Annotated in this window: 17 protein-coding genes and 1 pseudogene; 8 read left to right on the top strand and 10 right to left on the bottom strand. The window is 62.0% G+C overall.

Annotated elements, in window-relative coordinates:
* Window positions 1–72 precede the first annotated feature (72 nt).
* Complete coding sequence (locus EK373_RS05555) at window positions 73–642, top strand: helix-turn-helix domain-containing protein (protein ID WP_129641726.1); 570 nt, start codon at window positions 73–75, stop codon at window positions 640–642.
* An 87-nt stretch (window positions 643–729) separates the two neighbouring features.
* On the opposite strand, the gene EK373_RS05550 is transcribed toward EK373_RS05555, so the two are convergent.
* Window positions 730–1,740 carry an NADP-dependent oxidoreductase gene (locus EK373_RS05550; protein WP_129641725.1) on the bottom strand — a complete coding sequence of 337 codons (1,011 nt, stop codon included), beginning with the start codon at window positions 1,738–1,740 and terminating at the stop codon, window positions 730–732.
* Window positions 1,741–1,823: 83 nt separating this feature from the next.
* The gene (locus EK373_RS05545) at window positions 1,824–2,393 is read right to left on the bottom strand and encodes a DUF3617 domain-containing protein (protein ID WP_129641724.1); all 570 of its coding nucleotides are present in this window, start codon (window positions 2,391–2,393) and stop codon (window positions 1,824–1,826) included.
* An 83-nt stretch (window positions 2,394–2,476) separates the two neighbouring features.
* Here EK373_RS05545 and ligD point away from each other — a divergent pair, with 83 nt between their 5' ends.
* The 3 genes from ligD to EK373_RS05530 are packed head-to-tail and all read left to right on the top strand — an operon-like array spanning window position 2,477 to window position 6,348.
* Window positions 2,477–5,308, top strand: coding sequence for a DNA ligase D (ligD, locus tag EK373_RS05540; RefSeq protein ID WP_129641723.1), 2,832 nt, complete (start codon window positions 2,477–2,479; stop codon window positions 5,306–5,308).
* A gap of 9 nt (window positions 5,309–5,317) precedes the next feature.
* A complete protein-coding gene (locus tag EK373_RS05535) occupies window positions 5,318–6,151 on the top strand; it encodes a CAP domain-containing protein (protein ID WP_129641722.1) in 834 nt (277 codons plus the stop codon).
* Window positions 6,148–6,348, top strand: a complete 201-nt coding sequence (locus EK373_RS05530; protein WP_129641721.1) for a DUF3565 domain-containing protein — start codon at window positions 6,148–6,150, stop codon at window positions 6,346–6,348. Before EK373_RS05535 ends, EK373_RS05530 begins: the two co-directional genes overlap by 4 nt.
* A 39-nt stretch (window positions 6,349–6,387) precedes the next feature.
* Here EK373_RS05530 and EK373_RS05525 read toward each other — a convergent pair whose 3' ends face one another.
* Window positions 6,388–7,062 carry a hypothetical protein gene (locus tag EK373_RS05525; RefSeq protein ID WP_129641720.1) on the bottom strand — a complete coding sequence of 225 codons (675 nt, stop codon included), beginning with the start codon at window positions 7,060–7,062 and terminating at the stop codon, window positions 6,388–6,390.
* 597 nt (window positions 7,063–7,659) lie between these two features.
* Between EK373_RS05525 and EK373_RS05520 the strand changes: the two genes are divergently transcribed.
* A complete protein-coding gene (locus EK373_RS05520; RefSeq protein WP_198683087.1) occupies window positions 7,660–10,602 on the top strand; it encodes a TonB-dependent receptor domain-containing protein in 2,943 nt (980 codons plus the stop codon).
* Here EK373_RS05520 and EK373_RS33000 read toward each other — a convergent pair.
* Window positions 10,599–10,754, bottom strand: coding sequence for a hypothetical protein (locus tag EK373_RS33000; protein ID WP_157994230.1), 156 nt, complete (start codon window positions 10,752–10,754; stop codon window positions 10,599–10,601). The two genes, EK373_RS05520 and EK373_RS33000, sit on opposite strands and share 4 nt — an antisense overlap.
* Before the next feature lie 264 nt (window positions 10,755–11,018).
* Window positions 11,019–12,389: a S8 family serine peptidase gene (locus tag EK373_RS05515; RefSeq protein ID WP_129641718.1), complete on the bottom strand. Its 1,371-nt coding sequence runs from the start codon at window positions 12,387–12,389 to the stop codon at window positions 11,019–11,021.
* 130 nt (window positions 12,390–12,519) lie between these two features.
* Between EK373_RS05515 and EK373_RS05510 the strand changes: the two genes are divergently transcribed.
* The 3 genes and pseudogenes from EK373_RS05510 to EK373_RS05500 all read left to right on the top strand — a co-directional run.
* Window positions 12,520–13,026 carry an RNA polymerase sigma factor gene (locus EK373_RS05510; RefSeq protein ID WP_129641717.1) on the top strand — a complete coding sequence of 169 codons (507 nt, stop codon included), beginning with the start codon at window positions 12,520–12,522 and terminating at the stop codon, window positions 13,024–13,026.
* 9 nt (window positions 13,027–13,035) lie between these two features.
* Window positions 13,036–13,779 carry an anti-sigma factor family protein gene (locus tag EK373_RS05505; protein WP_129641716.1) on the top strand — a complete coding sequence of 248 codons (744 nt, stop codon included), beginning with the start codon at window positions 13,036–13,038 and terminating at the stop codon, window positions 13,777–13,779.
* A gap of 75 nt (window positions 13,780–13,854) precedes the next feature.
* A pseudogene (locus tag EK373_RS05500) lies at window positions 13,855–15,180 on the top strand (phospholipase D-like domain-containing protein); the annotation flags it as partial.
* A gap of 15 nt (window positions 15,181–15,195) precedes the next feature.
* Here EK373_RS05500 and EK373_RS34130 read toward each other — a convergent pair.
* The 5 genes from EK373_RS34130 to EK373_RS05475 all read right to left on the bottom strand — a co-directional run bounded on the left by EK373_RS34130 (window position 15,196) and on the right by EK373_RS05475 (window position 19,501).
* Window positions 15,196–15,876 (bottom strand): thermonuclease family protein, encoded by a 681-nt coding sequence (locus tag EK373_RS34130; protein ID WP_157994229.1) that lies wholly within the window; start codon window positions 15,874–15,876, stop codon window positions 15,196–15,198.
* The gene (locus tag EK373_RS05490) at window positions 15,869–16,516 is read right to left on the bottom strand and encodes an ABC-type transport auxiliary lipoprotein family protein (protein ID WP_157994228.1); all 648 of its coding nucleotides are present in this window, start codon (window positions 16,514–16,516) and stop codon (window positions 15,869–15,871) included. Before EK373_RS05490 ends, EK373_RS34130 begins: the two co-directional genes overlap by 8 nt.
* 8 nt (window positions 16,517–16,524) lie before the next feature.
* The gene (locus tag EK373_RS05485; protein WP_129641712.1) at window positions 16,525–17,460 is read right to left on the bottom strand and encodes an MlaD family protein; all 936 of its coding nucleotides are present in this window, start codon (window positions 17,458–17,460) and stop codon (window positions 16,525–16,527) included.
* 6 nt (window positions 17,461–17,466) lie between these two features.
* Window positions 17,467–18,237: an ABC transporter ATP-binding protein gene (locus EK373_RS05480; protein WP_129641711.1), complete on the bottom strand. Its 771-nt coding sequence runs from the start codon at window positions 18,235–18,237 to the stop codon at window positions 17,467–17,469.
* 145 nt (window positions 18,238–18,382) lie between these two features.
* Window positions 18,383–19,501 (bottom strand): ABC transporter permease, encoded by a 1,119-nt coding sequence (locus tag EK373_RS05475; protein WP_129641710.1) that lies wholly within the window; start codon window positions 19,499–19,501, stop codon window positions 18,383–18,385.
* Between the last annotated feature and the right edge of the window lie 40 nt (window positions 19,502–19,541).

Here is a 19,541-nt window from a genome sequence, read left to right as displayed (position 1 = left end):
ATGACAGCATCTTAGGGACCTGCAGCAACTAGCCAACCACCGTGTCCAATATATTGGCAAGCGGTAGCAAGCATGGACAAGCCAGAACTCGTCGCCGAACACCTCGCCCGCAATCTCGTCGCCTTTCGCCAGGTGCGCAATCTCACGCAAGGCGCGCTGGCGAAGAGTGCTGACGTGCCGCGCTCGACCATTGCCAATCTGGAATCGAGTAGCGGCAACCCGTCGCTCACGGTGTTGGTCAAGGTTGCCAATGCGCTGGACGTGCCGCTCGATGAGCTGCTCGCCTCGCCGCGAGCGAAGGTTCGGAAGTGGGCGAGCGATGAGATGGCGACACAGAGTGCCGGACGCGGCGTCACGATTCGATCGTTGATTCCGGAGCGCGTGCCGGACGAAGTGCTCCAGGTGATGGATTTCGCACCGGGCGCATCGATGCGAGGCTCGCCTCACCTGCCCGGCACGCGGGAGTTCTTCACGTGCCTGTCAGGCCAGGTGACGATCTTCGTCGCCGGCGACCGCTTCGACCTGGCCACCGGCGATGTGCTCGCCTTTCCGGGGAACGTACCGCATTCGTACAGGAACACCGACGCGAACCGGCCGGCGCAAGGCGTGTCGGCCGTGCTGCTCGCCAGAGCGGGCGTTTAAGCCGTCCGCCATTCGCCAGCGCAACGCCTCTGCTGCAGATCGAAAAAAAACCCTTCTGAAGAAGAGGCCGCGCGAGCGGCCGATGACTCACGCGTCAGCGACTTTCAACACCAACTTGCCGAAGTTCTCGCCGCTGAACAATTTCAGCAGCGTCTCCGGAAATGTTTCCAACCCACTGACGATATCTTCGCGCGTCTTGAGCTGGCCGCTCTGCAGCCAACCTGCCATCTCCCGCCCCGCTTCCGGATACCGATCGGCGTAGTCGAACACGACCATGCCAGTCATGCTGGCGCGATTGACCAGCAGCGACATGTAGTTCGACGGCCCCTTCACACCCGATGTGCTGTTGTACTGTGAGATCGCGCCGCAGATGATGATGCGCGCCTTGCGGGCCAGCTGAGTGAGCACGATGTCGAGAATGTCGCCACCGACGTTGTCGAAATAAACATCGACGCCTTTGGGGCAATGCTGACGCAGCGCCTTCTTCACGTCCTCGGACTTGTAATCGATGGCGGCGTCGAAGCCGAGCGTTTGCGTGAGGTAATCGCACTTCTGCTTGCCGCCGGCAATGCCAACCACGCGACATCCTTTGATCTTCGCGATCTGACCGACGACCGTGCCAACGGCACCCGCCGCGCCTGAAACGACGACCGTCTCGCCTGGCTGCGGCTTGCCGATATCGAGCAGGCCGAAATACGCGGTCATTCCCGGCATACCGAGCGTCCCGAGATAAACCGGCAGCGGCGCGACTGAAGGATCGACCTTGCTCAGCCCCTTGCCATCGAGCGTCGCGTATTCCTGGATGCCGAGCGTGCCGTACACGAAGTCGCCGGCACTGAACTTGGGATGTTTGGACTCGATGACTTTGCCGACGCCGCCGGCGCGCATGACTTCGCCGAGCGCCACGGGTGGAACATATGACTTGCCCTCGTTCATCCAGCCGCGCATTGCCGGGTCGAGCGAGAGATATAACGTCTTCACCAGCACTTCATTGTCGCCAGGCGAGCGGGCCGGTTCTTCGACGTAGTTGAAGTCGGTACGCTTCACCGCGCCCACCGGCCGGGCTGCCAGACGGAACTGATGATTGCGAACAGTCATGCGGCCTCCAGGCGTTATTGCTGGCGGCAAGCATAAGGGAAGTGGCCGCGAGAATCGCGGCCCCTCATTACCGACGGTTGCGATTACTGCTCTGCGGAGTCTTCTTCGTCGTCGGCGATGTCGTCGCTATCTTCCTCATCGCCGCAGTCCGCTCCAAGCCAGCGGCCTTTGATCGTGCCTTTAATCACGAAGGCATCGGGCCCCTCGCCCGCCTTCAGATCGATCGTGCCGTTCATGGTTTCCGGCGTCGGCGTATTCACCTTGAACGTGCCCGAACCTTTGGTCTTGCCGGTACACACCATGCGGAATTCCTGACTGGTGCGTGTGGTGCGCACGACGGTCGAGGTGCAGTCATCCGGGTCGGCGGACTTGAACGGCTTGTCCAGATCCTCCTGCGTGATGCACTCGCTGCTGGTTTCCGGCTCCGGCTCTTCGGCGGCGGCAGCCTTGAGATCTGCGGCCAGCTTGGCGCGCTGCTGCGGCGTCATTTTATCCATCACTTCCTTCGGCAACGGCGGCACGCCGCTGAAACGCACGATGGAGGTCATTTCCCACAAGCCGAGCTTGACGTTGAGGCGCTCCGGAGCGGCCGCAGCCACGCTCAGGGCGGTCAGTGTCAGCGCCGCGATCGCAGTCGTTTTCAGCATTTTCATGGTTGTCTCAGGTTAAGGAACGTGGTCCGCTCTCACAGCGTTTCCACTTACTCGCCGCCGATTGTTTCCCGCAGAGGTGTGATGTGGCAACTCGCAAACTTTCACGCTATCGCTCCATGCGCGATTTCACCCGGACCGCCGAGCCCAGCGGCCGGCAAAAGGTGGACAAGTCGCCGGAGTTGCGTTTCGTGATCCAGAAGCACGCGGCCACCCGCCTGCACTTCGATCTCCGGCTGGAGCTGGACGGCGTCTTCAAATCCTGGGCGGTCACGCGCGGCCCGTCGCTCGATCCCAAGGACAAACGACTCGCGGTGGAAGTGGAAGATCACCCGCTCGATTACGGCGACTTTGAGGGCACCATCCCGAAGGGCCAATACGGCGGAGGTACAGTACAACTCTGGGATCGCGGCTTCTGGCGCCCCGAAGGCGAGCTGTCGGCCGAAGCGCAATTGAAAAAGGGCGAGTTGAAATTTCAAGTCGCGGGCGAGCGCCTGAAAGGCAGCTTCGTGCTGGTGCGCATGAAGGGCGATCGTTACGGCGGCAAGCGCACCAACTGGCTGCTGATCAAACATCGCGACGACTACGCAACGGATGCGAAGGGCGTCGAGAGAATGATGAGCGAGGATCGCTCGGTCGCCTCGGGCCGGCCGATGGCGTCGATCGCCGCCGGCAAGGGGCGCGCGCCGAAACCGTTCATGTTGAGCAGCAAGCCAACCAAAGCGGATGCGGTGTGGAACTCCAACCGCGATCCGGTAGAAGCGGCGCCCGACACCACCGCAGTGGCTCACAAGAAAGCCCGCGCTACGAAGACTTCGCGGTCGCGAGCCAAGCAAGCTTCCGGCAAACGGGCACGCGTTCCTGCGTTCATCGAGCCCGAACTGTGCAAGCCGGTCGACCGCCCGCCCGCTGGCGAGGGCTGGGGTCACGAAGTGAAGTTCGATGGCTATCGCCTGCAACTGCGCATCGCCAATGGCGAAGTCACATTGAAGACTCGCAAAGGGCTCGACTGGACTCACAAGTTCCAGGCCATTGCCGATGCGGCCGCCGGGTTCCCCAACGCCATCATTGATGGCGAAGTCGCCGCGCTCGACGAGAACGGCTCGCCGGACTTCGCGGCGCTGCAAGCTGCGCTGTCGGAAGATCGCACCGACGATCTGATCTTCTTCGCCTTCGACTTCATGTACAGCGACGACGGCGACCTGCGCTCGCAGTCATTGCGGGATCGCAAAGCCGCGTTGCACGACTATTTGGGCGACCAAGGACAGGACTCGAGCTCGCTGATTCGCTATGTCGATCACTTCGAGACCGCCGGCGACGCGGTTTTGCAGTCGGCGTGTCGCATGAATCTCGAGGGCATTATCTCCAAGCGCCTCGATGCTCCGTATCGCGCCGGCCGCAGCGGCGATTGGACGAAATCGAAGTGCCGCGCCGGACAGGAAGTCGTGATTGGCGGCTGGACGCAAACCGGCGCGAACTTCCGCTCGCTGGTGGTCGGCGTGAATCGCGACGGTCATCTCGTTCACGTCGGCCGGGTCGGCACCGGTTTCGGCGGCGACAAGGTCCGGCAGCTGTGGCCGAAGCTGAAGAAGCTGGAGACCGACGAGAATCCCTTTGGCGGCAAGACGGCGCCGCGCAAGAAGCCCGAGATTCACTGGGTCAAACCGCAGCTGGTCGCCGAGATCGAATTCGCGGGCTGGACCGGCGACGGCAATATTCGTCAGGCCGCCTTCAAAGGTTTGCGCACCGACAAACCGGCGAGCGAGATCATCGCGGAGCGGCCGGCCGTGGCCGAAGACGTCGATGTCGTGGAGCCGGCGCCGAAGGCCGCTCGCGGCAAGGCCAAAGCTGCAGCGAAGACGGCCACTCGCAGTAAAGCTGCGAAGCAACGATCCGCCACTGCGAAGTCGAGCAAGTCGGCCGCTGCAGGATCGAATGTCGTCATGGGCGTGCCGATTTCGAGCGCCGATAAAATTCTGTGGCCGCACGCGAACGACAAGAAGCCCGTGACCAAGCTCGAGCTCGCCCGCTATTACGAGAGCATGGGCGAATGGATCATGCCGCACATCGAGGGCCGCCCCTGCTCGCTGATCCGCGCGCCGGATGGCATCGGCAAGGAACGCTTCTTCCAGCGCCACGCCATGCAAGGCACCTCGAGCCTGCTCTCGCTGGTCAAGGTGTTCGGCGACCACAAGCCGTATCTGCAGATCGATCGTGTCGAAGCGTTGGCAGCGATTGCGCAGATCGCGGGCATCGAGTTGCACCCCTGGAATTGCCAACCCTACAAACCGGAAACGCCGGGTCGGTTGGTGTTCGATCTCGATCCCGGACCGGATCTCGACTTCAACGATGTCATCATCGCAGCGAAAGAGATCAAAGAGCGCCTCGAAGCGCTCGGCCTGGTGGCCTTCTGCAAGACCACCGGCGGTAAAGGCCTGCACGTCGTCACGCCGCTGGCCGATGCGAAGAAGAATCGCTTGAAGTGGCCGGAAGCGAAGGCGTTCGCGCAGGGCGTGTGCACGCGGATGGCGGAGGACAGTCCCGATCGCTATCTGGTGAACATGTCGAAGAAGCTGCGCGGCGGAAAAATCTTCCTCGACTACTTGCGCAACGATCGCATGTCGACGGCAGTCGCGCCTTACTCGCCGCGCCTGCGCGAAGGCGCGACGGTTTCCATGCCGTTGAACTGGTCGCAGGTTAGAGCAGGCCTCGATCCGACGCGTTACACCCTGCGAACTGCGGCGGACCATGCAGGCAAGGCCACCGAATGGCAGGACTACTGTGACGCCGAGCGGCCGCTGGAGGATGCGATTCGAAAGTTCGTGCAGGACGATCGTTCGCTGGGCACGGCGGTGAGGAAGCCCCGGCACACGACGCATCGCCGGAAGCACTCGAATCACTCGCACGCGATGACTTAACATCGCTGCATGAGAAAACTCGCGAGTGCGTTGGTCGTTCTGTGCGGCGCGTGGATTGCGATGCCGGCACTCGCGGACATCGCCGACGACCTGAATCAGCTTCGACGCCAAGGCTGCGACAAGCGCCCCGGCGTCTCGCAGCCGCTGCGATCCAGTAAAGGCCTCGATGGCGTCGCGCGTGAATGGTCGAAGGGCGGCCGCCTGCGAGAAGCGATGGAGCGCGGCGATTATCGCTTCACGAATTCCGCCTCGATGCACGTGGAAGGCGCCACCGACCGGAAAGCCATTCTCGAGGTCCTGCGCGCCAACTATTGCGAGACCATCACCGACGCCACGCTCAAGGAAATTGGCGTCTATCAGCAACGCGACGGTATCTGGATTGTCGTGGCCACACCGTTCGTCACGCCTGGCGTGAAGGATACGTCGCAAGTCAGCAAGGAAGTTTTATCGCTCGTGAATACGGCCCGCGGCCAAGCCCGCAAGTGCGGGCGGAAACAGTTTGCGGCGGTTCCGCCATTGACGCTGTCAGCCGTGTTGCATCGGGCCGCATTGATCCATAGCCAGGACATGGCGAGCAAGAGCTTTCTCGAACACCGGGGCTCCGATGGCAGCATGGTCGGCGAGCGCACAGCGCGCGTCGGCTACAAGTGGCGCACCGTCGGCGAAAACATTGCCGACGGCGCCCAGACCGCGCAAACCGTCGTCGAGCTCTGGCTCAAAAGCCCGGGCCACTGCGCGAACATCATGACGCCGGGATTTACTGAAATGGGCATTGCCTTCGCGGTGGATCGCAAGAGCGATGCGGGCATCTATTGGACGCAGGTGTTTGCGGCGCCCCGATGAAGCGGAAGATCGTCTCGTTTCATCAGGACGACGAACAGCACTGGGTGGCGCGGCTCGCGTGTGGCCACAACCAGCATGTTCGTCACAATCCGCCCTGGACGAACAGACCTTGGGTCGTTACGCCGGAAGGACGCCAGGCGGCGCTCGGCGTGGAATTGGATTGCAAGAAATGCGATGAGGGCCGACCGCCGGATTGAGAGACGCCGGGATTGGCCCCGGCGTCTCACCGATGATTGTTACTTAGGCGACGCGCCCATCGAACCACCACCTTCGGTGGAGGCTCCACTGCGCGATGCGGAGGCCGAGCCGTTCGCATTGCCGGCGATGTTCAAACCACCGGATGGCTGCGAAGCCTCCGACGCCGTCGTGCTCTTCGGTGCATCAAGCAACCCCCCGCTCTCAGTGCCCGCTTCGCGGCCGGTCGCTGCGCCAGTCGCGCCGCTCAGCAGGCCAGGCGTCGAACCGTCCTTGCCGTCGCGACTGGCATTTGAGCCCGCAGAGCCGGCCATATCAGCGGCGCCTTCAATCTGCACGTCCTTCACGGCGCTCACTGCGGACGCTGCAGCGGATGACGCCGTGGCCGTCGCCATCTGACGCGTCTCACCCACCTTCTCTCGCGTCTTATCAACCGTCTCACTGGCGCGATCGCGCACAGCACTCGTCGTGTTACGCGCACGATTTGTCGCGCGCTCAGCAGTATCCCGGGTGGTCCGGCGCAGTGTGCGCGTGTCGAGGTCAGCTCCGAGCGAACCATTGAGTGTGCCGTGCGTGGCCATGCTCATATCGCGCAGACCACCCGACAAACCGCCACCCAGGCCGCCGCCCAGCCCACCCACAACCTGGGCATTCGCAGCTGCGCAGTTCAACATGGCAGCCATCGCAACACCGATCAGCATGGAACGAGTTTTCATGTGAGTCTCCTATTCGGCACGCAGCCAATCTGCAGCCTTTGATAGGAGTACGAGGCAGCGCAGCGATTTCTTCCGTTGGCCTCAAAATAAGCTGCGCCTGACAACTCGCCCGAGCGATGTAGGTAGAAACCGCAGGACTCTACCGGCCCCCGACGGCTGGAGAAGGGCCAGATCATTGGACTTGAAGTTGCTCTCGACGGCGTCGCTCTGCTCCGCTACACACGAAAGAGGTGTGGCCGCCGGACGAGACGCAAGCGACATCACCGATTCAGCGCGAGCCCATCTTCGTGACGACTCGACAGGCGGACAAAGGAGGTCCGCCCTGGAACTCCTCGCCAAGTTGCGGGTGCACAAAACATTGGCTGCTCAATTCGTGCGAGCAAATATATCCGAGGACTAAGAGGATTACGCAGTACTGTTGACCGGTCGTGTGCAAATAGGATGTGTGGAAACGGAATTATGCGCAGTCGTCCAGCACAGACCTTTCTCGGCGCTCTCCTGGCACCTGTGCTTTGCGGCCCGTGTGCTAACGGAGCCGCGTCGGAGAGTTCATCATGGCCTGCCCCCGACGAACCAATCGAGTGGAACATCCCGAGAATGCGGCTCGTCGAAGTCGCGAAGCTGGTCAGCGAACGGTATGGGATTCAGGTTACCGTATCCACCACCAGCGATCCCTATGTCGGCCCCATCAATGGGCTCCTGTCCCCCGTCCAACTGTTTAATCTACTCGCCAATGCATCCTGTGGACAAATAAATAGCCCGGCCGACGGTGGCACTTACGCGATCGTAGCCCGCGAAATTCCCCGCCTGAATGATAGATCGTTCGACTACCGAATCCCGCGGGACACGTTCCGCAATGTCGTCAACTCATTGGGCCGTCAATCCGATCTCAGGATCTACTACCTACCCACAAGCAACGCGGAAGAAGAGACCGTTGTCGGACCCTACAACGGTCATTGGACGCCTCTCGACGCCATTCTGAAAATCTTGGCTGAAAAGCCCAACCTCACGTTCCGGTGGATGGACGAGGGAACGATCTCGGTCGAACCGCGAGCGAGCGTGCCTCCTGCGCAGGACCTGATCGCACGCGACCTGGAAGGAGAAATCTGTAAAGTCACGATCCCACCTTCCTCTGACCGGATGCTTGTCACGGCCGCGCGCTGGCCCTCGTTCGCTGACGCCACGTTCCCAACGACCTTCGACCGCCAGCGCCTGGAAGACAGCGGCAAGGACAACCTGCCCGATGTGTTGCAGCAGTTGTCGCAAACCGCATTCCATCGGGGGGTCGGATATCGTGCAACGGGAACTCAGTGTGCAGCGTTGCGAGGAGTCGCGCCAGTCAAAGTGTTGATCAATGGGCGCCCGACATTTGGATCTGCTGCAGACTTTTTCGAGGACTGCGTAGATCTGAATAGTATTCCACTCAGCGCCGTGGAACGTATAGAAGCGAGCCCGGATACGGTGTCATTCGCCCACGGGGCGGATGCACTGGGCGGCGCGATCAACTTAGTGCTGAAGACAAGCGACACGCAAACCGCAGAGGCAAGAATCCAAGGCGCTCGAGGTGGCGCCGGTGTACTACACACCTCCATTGTGGCGGGCGCATTGGACGATTCTTGGCTTGCTTCGTTGGTCCTGGACTATTCCGAGACTTCGTCTCTGCGCGGCGCGGAGCGTGAGCGATGGAGGAATCAGGATTTCAGACGTTTTGGCGCTCGCGACTATCGATCCTCCTTTTCCGCGCCTCCGAACGTCAGCAGTTTGGATGGACGCAATCTCGCCGGCCTCAACTCTTCCACCGCCGCGGTGAGCGCCTCGCCGGCAGGCTCAATTGATTTCGCCGCCGGTGAACAGAATCAGTCCAGCCTGTACGCGTGGCAAGACATCGTGCCAGAAATAAGGAGAATGAATGTTTCGGCGATCGCCGAACGTGAAGTCGGGACGGTCCTGCTGAGGTCCGAGTTTCTGTTGGCTGATCGATCAGTGACGCTTCAGTACGCTCCCAACGTCATTCCCGGCTTCGTGCTTGGCGCGAATCACTACCAAAACCGATTTGGCGTACCGGTCGCTGTTCAAGCGGCTCTCACCGGTCTGCCATTGCCTCAGGATGAAGTCGACTCCACCCTCCTCCGCGGAGTACTTCAAATTGATGGCCGCTGGTCCAAGCTCGACTATTCGATTTACGCATTGCACTCGACGGAAGATGCTGCGACCACATCGAGCAATTGGATAGATTATGGTGCTCTAGCGGAAAGCCTCTCGGGGCTAACAGCCTCCCCGTTGAACGTTCTGACGGACAGGCCGGGCCTGGGCGGCAGCCACGTCTTGTCTCCTGCCAGTACCGTGCGCTCCGTCATTGGGGGCACCGTATTTTCCGCGAGCGTCCGCGGCGACCTCTTCAACATGCCAGGTGGAAACGCATCTGCTCAAATCGGAAGTGAAGTATCACGCGAATTCGCGGACTACGGCAACGTGACAGCCAAGCTGCATCGACAGATCGTGTCTGGATTCGGAATCTTCCAGCTTCCGATCGTTGAAGGCGTGAAAGCGACCTTCGGGGCTCGGCTGGATGATTATGAGCAACTCGATCCCGTCACCAGCTACCAGTATTCACTGGAATGGAAACCGCAGCATCGGCTCCGGTTATCCGCTTCATACAGTGACACGTTCGCCGCGCCACGAATGTTTGATCTCAATTTACCCGTGGGGTCAACCTCGACGGTGATATTTGACCCTTCGTGGGGAGAGATCGTGCCAGTGACGATTGTCTTCGGCGGCAATGAAGGCCTACGCCCCACCATAGGCCGATCGTCAACATTCGGGTTGACTTATGGCTCTGCGGAAGACGCATTCAACACCTCGATCGAGTTCTGGAGTGTTTCACTGCAGGACCGGATCGCGATCGTGCCTCCTGTGACGCTTCTTGCCTATGAGGATACTGCGCTGGATGGTCGCATTGTGCGTGACCCCGCGACATCCGATGACATCGCGGCTGGCCGCCGCGGTAGATTGCGAGCGCTCGACGTTAGGCGCGCCAACTTCGGTGAGATTGAAACACGAGGCATTGATGCTTCCGTGTCAAATACGTTCAAAACACAGATTGCGCGAGTTACTCCTCGCCTGGACATCACGTATACCGATGATTTTCGCTACGCGGACCTTCCCAGCAGCAGCGACCCTGGCAGCGAGCGAACTGGAGTCGCGAATATCCTGGGAACGATCACTCGGTGGCGGCTGCGCGGCTGGTTGCAGATCGCCACCGCGGAATGGAATGCGAACGTTCTCGCCCGCTGGAACTCATGCTATGACGATGTCGATTCCGCGCTTATGCGCACTGGCAGGCGTGTCTGCCCCGGACCGACTGTCGATTTCAATCTGACGAAAGACATCGGCGAGCATTTCGAAGTGACCCTTGGTGCGTCAGATATCTTCGATCGCTCGCCGAGTTTCAGTGAGGTGTACGGTGAGGCCGGCTTTGATTTCAATCAGGACGATCTGGTCGGCAGAACCGCCTTCATTGCCATATCCGGGCGACTCTAACCGCACCCGGGCCTTGCGCCGACTGCAAATTGGCAGTCCGGCCATACTCCATGTGGAACTACTTGCTTGGTCTCGTCGACGGCATCGCCGAGGTCGATCAACTTCACGTCATATTCAACAACCTCAAGCGTCTCATCTTCCTTCTCAGTCATGACACTCTCCCATAAGTGATTTGGAGCTACCGGATAGTGTCATGAGCTACGAAAGAGTCAATTGAGGATTCATGAGATCGGCGCGTTTCCTATGAAACCCATGAAGCGTCGGAGACCGCATATTGCATTGAGTGAGGCGAGCCGCGCGTTTGGTTATGACGAGACGCACAGGTCAACTTTGGGCCGGAGGCACTGCGCCGGCGTTCATAAGACCGCACAGAGCATGACGTAACTTTCAGGAGGCTTCGGGCCGCAAAGCCGCGTTCACTGCGCAGCCGAGGAAAGTTGTTCAGGTGGACGGAGATCCTGGCCCACGAGCCCGTTGCCATAGATCTTGTCTGCGCCGCGCGCCCCTAAATCCGTTGCCTGAGCGATGAGCCCAGCAACAGCAACGTCAGCCTGGGATTTATCGACAGCCAGGAGCTGGCGCGCCAGCAGCCCAGCAACGATCGGCGCGGCAAACGAAGTCCCGCGCACTACCCCGAAGGGAGCCGCGATAGCGGCGGCGGACATGTCCGCTCCCGGCGCGGCGAAATCGACGTGCTTGCCTCGACACGCTTCCACGAGCACTCGTTGTTTCGCATCGACGCCGGTGACCGCGACGACTTCAGGGTAAGCAGCAGGAAACAAAGGCGGAGCACTCGGGCCATCGTTACCCACCGCAGCGACGATAATGTGTCCTCGCGCCGTGACCAGACGAACGATCCGTTCGAGCAACACGTTGTCAGGCCCGACCAAACTGATATTGATGACAGGAACCTTTTCCCTCGACATCCAGGCAAACGCTTCAGCGACGGAATCGAGCGCACCGCCGGTCGCCAACCCGCAATAAACATCCGCTGCAAACAACTCCGCGCCCGGCGCGGCGCCATGAAACACATCGCCCTGCCCGACCATCAAAGAAGCAACCGCCGTCCCATGCGCGCTCGGCACCGCGCCGCCAGCGCAGCCGTGCTCGCGCACGTTCACGCCGTTGAACACGGGATGAGAACGCTGTAGGCCACCGTCAATCAACCCAACCTTGCCCGCGACGGCGGACGAACCAACGCCGGCCGCAATCGCGGCAACCTGCAGGCCGCGAATCGCTTCATTCATCGTGCCGGCCATCCGAGCCAGCGCTGCCTCATTGCTTACAGCTGCCGCACCAACTTCCCCGCTCTCCAAATAAACATGGTTGTAATCGTACGTCCCCTCAGGGTCCTCCCGGCGCAACCGCTCCAGCGCTCGCCGAGTCGACATCCCTTGCGGGGCCTGCAGGACGACGATGGAAACATCCAGCCCTTCCAACGTCCTCGTCCGTCCAATCGCGAATCCAGCCGCACGTGCGCGCTCCAACGCAGCCTGCGTAGGCGACAAGGCCACGACCTCGTTGCGAACGATCGGCGCGCCGCGGGGGTCGGCTTCGAGGACCGTCCGATTGGTCCGAAGCAGACTACGAATCCGCACCCGCCGCAGATCACGCAGCCGCTGCGGATCGGCTTGGTCAAGCACGCCGTTGACGGTGCGATTGAGCGGTTCGGTCGGCAGCCCAGGCAAATTAGGCACCTGTACCTGCGGCAGCATGACCTGCGCGCGCGCCGCCCCGCCGACCGCGAGCAGCAGCACGGCAAGCACGGTGGACTTAGTCGGGAACATGAGTACGCTCAACCATCTTCATGAATATACGCGCCAGGAACCCAGATTCTTCCAAGTCGCCCGCCGGCGTCAGGTTGGGGCACAATCATTTTGACCGCTCGGGAATAAACCCGGCCTCGAACTCGTAGTAATGAGCGAGACACCCGCAAGCTCGAAGTCCTCCTTGCAGCAGGTGCGCGAGCAGATCGTGGCGCTTCTGCCCAGGCTGCGGCGTTTTGGCCGCGCGATCACTCGCAATCCGGCGGATGCGGACGATCTGGTGCAGATTTCGATCGAGCGCGCGCTGGCGCGCTATGAGCAGTGGCGGCCGGAGGCGCCGTTTCACAGCTGGATGTTCGGCATCATGCGCAATGCCTGGATCGATGAAGCTCGGGCTCGCGGCCGGCAGGGAAGGTTCCTGGCGCCGGAAGAGGCCGGCCTCGACGTACCCGATAACGCCAGCGAGGCGCAGCTGCGTTTGTTATCGGTGCAGCGAGCGATGGCGTCGCTGCCGGAGGAGCAGCGGCTGGCTGTGGCGCTGGTGCTGGTCGAAGGGCTCTCGTACAAGGAAGCGGCCGCGGCGCTGGACGTGCCGATCGGGACGTTGACGAGCCGGCTGGCGCGGGGCCGCGAGGCGCTGCAAAAGCAGCTGGAATGAAGGTGGACCATGCAGTTCTCGGATGAAATCCTGATGGCGTATGCCGACGACGAAGTCGACGCCGACCTGCGCCGCCAGATTGAAGCTGCGATGGCGCTCGATCCGTCGATTGCCGAGCGCGTCGCGAAGCATCGCAGTCTGCGGGCCGACGTCGGCGTCGCGTTCGATGGCGTACTCGACGAGCCCATTCCCGATCGTCTGCTCGAGGCCGCAGCGTCATCGCCCGCACAGCCCGCGACCGTCACCGATCTCAAAGCAGCTCGCGTGGCCAAGGAGCGGGCCGCACATCCGCGACGTTGGTCGTGGGTGGAATGGACGTCGATCGCTGCCAGCCTGATCATCGGCATTCTCGCCGGACGCACCGCTCTGCAGCCTTCGCGTTCTGATCTGTTTGCAACCCGGGCCGACGGCATCGTCGCACGCGGCGAGCTGTCGGCTGCACTGACCGATCAAATCGGTGGTGAGGACACGGGTGCAAAGGTTCGGATCGGTCTGACATTCCGCGCTACGAGCGGCGATTACTGCCGCACATTCGTCACCTCTTCGACAGCTGGGTTCGCGTGCCGCGAGCCGGACGAATGGAAAGTCCGCGCCCTGAGCGAAGGCGCTGCCGACGCTAAGGACGGCGACTATCGCATGGCCGGCACCGAGCTGCCGCCGGCCATTCTCGAAGCAGTCGAGCAAAGCATGGCAGGCGAGGCGCTGGATCGCGAACAGGAACAGGCCGCCCGGGCGCGCGACTGGAAAAAGTAAAGAACGGCGCGACGCAGGTCCGGAAACAAACACTGGGTTGCAGCGTTGCCGCGCGAGGCCCACTACAATTCGGGCATGGATTCCTTGTTAGAAGAAGAATCGGCGCCGGCTCGGCGCTTCCAGAAACGCTGGCTGTGGTGGGCATTCCTCGCGTGGTGGGCGGCAGTTGCGGCGTGGAATGTCAGCAAGCCCATGCCACCCGGCACCGAGGTGAGCTCACCGCTCATCACCGCTGCAGCAAGCGACGTGCAGTTTCTCTATGACCTCACGACCGCGCTGCCGGACGGCAAAACCGTTCGCGAGCAGCGCATCTTCGATGCAGTGTTCGACATCATCGATCAGGCGCAGTCGTTCGTGATTGCGGATTTCTTTTTGCTCAACGACATGATGGGCGCGGCCGACGGCGTCTACCGCCCGCTCAGCCGCCAGCTCGCCGACAGGCTGCTCGCGCGCAAGGCGGCCAATCCAGAACTGAAAGTTCTGCTCATTACCGACCCTATCAATGATGTGTACGGCGGCATGCCGTCGCCTCTGTTGAACGAGCTGCGCGCCGCCGGCATCGAAGTCGTCAGCACGGATCTGGACCGGCTGCGCGACTCCAATGCCATCTATTCGGCGCTGTGGCGCATGTTCCTGCAATGGTGGGGCAACTCGCCGGACGGCGGCTCGATGATGAATCCCTTTGCGCCGCCGGGCAGTCCGCCGATTACGTTTCGCAGCTGGCTGGCGCTGGCGAACTTCAAAGCAAATCATCGCAAGGTCATCGTTGCCGATCGTGCGGACGGCACGCTGACCGGCATGGTCACCTCGGCGAATCCGCACGACGGCAGCAGCTCGCATTCGAATGTGGGGCTGCGATTCACGGGCCCGCTGGCGCAGGAGATGGTGAACAGCGAAATGGCGGTGGCGCGCTTCTCGGGCTGGAAAGGGCACGTCTATGCTACGTCGCCGCCGCAGGCCGCGACGACTGAGCCCGCCGATCCCGTGCAACTGCAATTCATCACCGAGGAAGGGATTCGCGATCACCTGGTCGGCGCCATCGACACGACGCGCAACGGCGACGCAGTCAGCATCGCAACGTTTTATCTCTCGGATCGCAAGGTCGTGCAGTCGCTGCTGAGCTGCGCGTCGCGCGGCGTGAAAGTCCGGCTGATCCTCGATCCAAACAAAGATGCATTCGGGCGTCAGAAAGACGGCGTGCCGAATCGTCCGGTCGCCAGCGAGCTGGTGAAAAAGAGCGACGAAAAAATCCAGGTGCGCTGGTATCGCACGCATGGCGAGCAATTCCACACCAAGCTCGCACTGGTAACGCACGGCGACCGGCTGATCGCGTCGCTGGGCTCGGCGAACCTCACCCGGCGCAACATCGGCAATTACAATCTGGAAGCGAACGTCGCGGTGGAGTTGGGCGCGGCGTCACCGCTGGGCATCGAGCTGATCAGCTATTTCGACCGGCTGTGGAATAACGACGGGCCACCGGGAACGAATTTCACGGCCGCGTTCGGCGCCTGGAAGGATGACGACACCGGCCGTTACTGGCGCTATCGCTTGATGGAAGCCACCGGCCTGAGCACCTTCTAACGCAACACGCGCGGCTCGCTTCGGTTTCTGGCGCTGCAGGTATCGATACTGCCACGGCGGCAATCGGTCGTCGGGAGGCAGCGCCCACAAGCCACGACGACTCGCACGCGCCGCGTCTTCGAGCTCGATGAACGACCGATCGTGAATCGTGCGCCGATACACCCAGACGTGACCATCGCGCACCATCGCCTTCGCGACATCGAGCCGATCCGGCTCTCGATACACCCGCACGACCTTGCGACCGTAGCGATCGGTCTCGATCACATCGACGAACACTTGCCGGTCGGCGATCAGTTTGACGAGGGCTGCGCGGGCGGTGTTGCCGTAGGGCTGGGATTTCTCCGGCGCGTCGATGTCCTGCAAGCGAACGTCGACATCGCGGCCCTTCGCAGGCCGCACGAGAAAGCTGTCGCCATCGAAGATCCGTCCGACCGTGCCCGAAAAATCCAGCTCATCCGCACTGGTGGCGGCCGGCAGCAGGCACGCGGCGGCAAGAACCAACCAAGCTCTAGCCACTCTCACCGCGCACTTTCTTCAGGTTTGGCTGATCGTCGGCGACAACCGTTGCGGTTTGCTTCGCCAGGTCCAGGGAGACTTTCTGAGCAGCGGATTCGAACGCCGCCGCGACCGCGCCCATGCGGTCTTCGGAAGCACGCTCGCGAGCTTCGCTCGTCACCGTCGCCACCAACTTACGATCGGCGACACGGATCAAGCGGCCGATGATCATCACGTGCACTTCGGGAAGCTGGCCGTCTGCCGTGCTCACCTCGAAATGCCGAACTTCTACGTCGACGATATAGTCGTTGGCGACACGCGCCTGCTCGGCCGTGACGCTGCGAAAGATGTTCTGATCGTTCCATGAACCGACCAGCACGCTCTGCACGACCTCGACGGTGCGGGCGCCCCAACGCACGCCACGGTAGTAATCGAGGTGCCGCCCTTTCAGCACGGCAATGCGGTCGCTATCCAATCCCGGCGCAAAATCCGGTCGACCGATGGACAGGTCCACCGGTGTAGCCGGCACTCCGGTGAGCGAGCCGGCAGCAGCAGGGGCAATCACGTAAGCGCTCGGCACAGGCACATCGCTGTCGAACAGCGAGCCCGTACTACAGCCGGCAACCAACGCTGCAACCGTAGCGACCAGCACAGTTCTCATGCGCGTGCTCATTTCTTGATCTCGACGCCGCTCTCCGGCGGCTCATACAGAATCTGCGACGGGTTTTCCTGCAGGCTGCGCGACAGGTCGCGGAATTCACGCGCCGCCTGGCGTGTTTCGCGCATCAAGCGCTCCAGCTCGAACAAGCCCTGCTCGGTGAAGTTGCCGAGCTGCACTTCGCTCTTTTGCGTGAAGCTGTCGATGCGCTTGGAAGCGTCGGCGAGATTGTTTGCGATGTCGTTCATGCGAGCCAGCGCCTGCTGCACTTCAGGCCGTGCATCGGTCGTCATGCCCCGCAACGATTCGGACGCGCCGTGAATTTCGGCAACCGTCGAGCGCAGCTCCGTGACCAGCGACTGCACGTCTTTCGCTGTTTGCGGCATGGTCACCATCGTGTCGCGCATACCCTTGATGGTGTCGGCGATGCCGGCGAGGTTCTCATCGGACACCACGCGCTGCATACGTTCGAGCAGCGTGTTCGCCCGCCCCATCAATTCCGGCAGGCTGGCGAGGAAGGCATCGAAATCGGACTCGACCGCCTCGATCACGGGATATTGCTCGCCCTGCGTCAGCGGCGCGCTGCGATCCACATCGGACGCTTCTTTGAGGTTCACATAGAGCAGACCGGTCACGCCCTGCAGTCCGAGGCTGGCGCGCGTGGCGGCCGAGATCGGCGCGGTCTTGTCGACTTCGACCACGACGTGGACCCGAGTGGCATCGCTGGAATCGATGGCGAGCCGGCGCACCCGGCCGACATCGACGCCGAGGAAACGAACCGGGCTGCCGCGGTCCAGGCCGCTCACCGAGCCGGTGAAATAAATCTCGTAGCGCTCGTACTCGCGGCCGTCGTTCGCGTCCGTGTACCAAAGCACGAAGCCGATGGCCATCGCGACCACCAGCAGGATGAAGGCGCCGACCGCAACGTAATGAGCGTCTCTTTCCATGCTGACTTACACGGCCGCCTGCGCCGCCCGGGCGCGGGGGCCGTGGAAGTACTCCTGAATCCACGGATGCGGGTTCTTCATGATGCCGTCGAGCGTATCGACCACGATTTTTCTGTCAACCAGCACCGCCACGCGGCTGCAGGTGGCCAGCAACGTATCCAGGTCGTGGGTGATCATGACGATGGTCAGCTTCAGGCCCCGATGCAGATACGTCACCAGCTCGTCGAAGCCGGCCGCCGAGATCGGATCGAGGCCGGCGGTGGGCTCGTCGAGAAATAACAAGGCCGGATCCAGCGCCAGCGCCCGGGCCAGCGCGGCGCGCTTGACCATGCCGCCGGACAGCTGCGAAGGCAGCTTCCCGCCGGCGTCCACCGGCAGCCCGACCATCCGCAGCCGCAGCTCGGTCAAGGACTCCAGCGCCTCCGGCGAGGCATCGAAATACTCACGAATGGGCAATTGGATGTTTTCCGCCACGGTGAGCGAACTGAACAGCGCACCGTGCTGGAAAGTCACGCCGTAACGCCGCTTGACGGACAGCAGTTCCGAGTCGCTCATCTGGGTGATATCCCGACCCTCGATCCGCACCTCCCCCGACGAGGGCCGCTGCAGTCCGAGCATGGTCCTGAGCAGCACCGACTTGCCGCTGCCCGAGCCGCCGACGACGCCGAGCACCTCGCCGGGCATCACATCCAGGTTCACCCCGTCGTGCACGACTTGTTTGCCGAAGCGATTGACGAGATTGCGCACGGAAATGACAGGCTGCCGGGATTCGCTCATGCAGGCCGCCCATAGCGGTTAGCGGTTGGCGGTTGGCGGTTGGCGGTTGGCGCCGGAAAAAGGCAAAGAGGTAGAGAATGGCCGGTTTGGTTCTTCTCCGAACCAACCGCCAACCGCCAACCGCTAACCGCCAACCGCTTCTCCATCAGAAGTCCAGCTCCACGAACACCACGGCGAAGATGGCGTCGGCGAAGATCACCAGGAAGATCGATTGCACGACCGCCAGGGTGGTGAGCCGGCCCAGCTCCCGGGACGAGTCGCGCACCTGCATGCCGCGATAAGTGCCGACCAGCGCAATCAACATCGCGAACACCGGCGCCTTGATCAAGCCGGCCCAGAAAGTAGTCGGCGCGAGCGCGTCCTGCACGCGAGGGATGAATTGTGACAATTGAATATCGAGCAGCAGCGACGACAGCAGTGCGCCGCCGGCCAGGCCCATGGCGTCGGCGATGATGGTCAGCAGCGGCAGCGCGATGACCAGGCCGATCAGGCGCGGCACAACCAGCACCTCGTAGAAATCCACGCCCATGGACTGCAGGGCATCGATCTCATCGTTCAGGCGCATCACGCCGATTTCCGCCGCAAAGGCGCTGCCGGAGCGGCCGGCGACGATGATCGACGTGAGCAGCACACCCATCTCACGCAGCACCGAGATCGCCACCAGGTCGACGGTAAAGATCTCGGCGCCGAAGGTTTGCAACTGCTGCGCACCGAGATAGGCCACGATCACGCTGATCAGGAACGCAATCAACGAGACGATCGGGATGGCCTGGATGCCGGTCTCATATATATGACGGACCACGGACGGCAGGCGCAGGTGATGGGCGCTGCGCATGGAACGAAGCATGGTCGCGGCGATCCGGCCGAAAAAGCCGACGGCATCGCGGGTCTGGATGCCTTGCTGAACCGCGCCTCGCCCGATCCAGACTACGGCGTCTCGCAACGAGGTCGCGCCCGGCGCAGGCTCGCCCGGCTGGGCCGCCTTGTGCTCGAGCAACTCATCGAGGAAGGCGAAATGCGCAGGCCGCTCGCCCACCACTTCGAAACGACCGCCGGCGTGCTTCGCGCGCTCCAGCCAGTTACGCAGCAGCCAGGCCCCGGACAGGTCCAATGTTTCAATGCCGCTGAAGTCGAGCTTGACGTGCCGTCCCTGCTCGTTCAGTTGCGCGAGCGAGCTTTCGATCTCACGAAGGTTGTCGATGCACCAGCCGCCGCGCAGCCGCAGCGTCAGCCCATCGCCAGATCGTTCCGATTCGAATAGCACCGGGTTGGATGTCCAGACTCCGTAAGAATGTGCGCAAGAT

The sequence above is a fragment of the Peristeroidobacter agariperforans genome (genome assembly GCF_004138335.1).
Classification (GTDB): Bacteria; Pseudomonadota; Gammaproteobacteria; order Steroidobacterales; family Steroidobacteraceae; genus Steroidobacter; species Steroidobacter agariperforans.
Note: the sequence above shows the minus strand (reverse complement) of the source record. Positions and strands in the feature narration are given on the sequence as shown.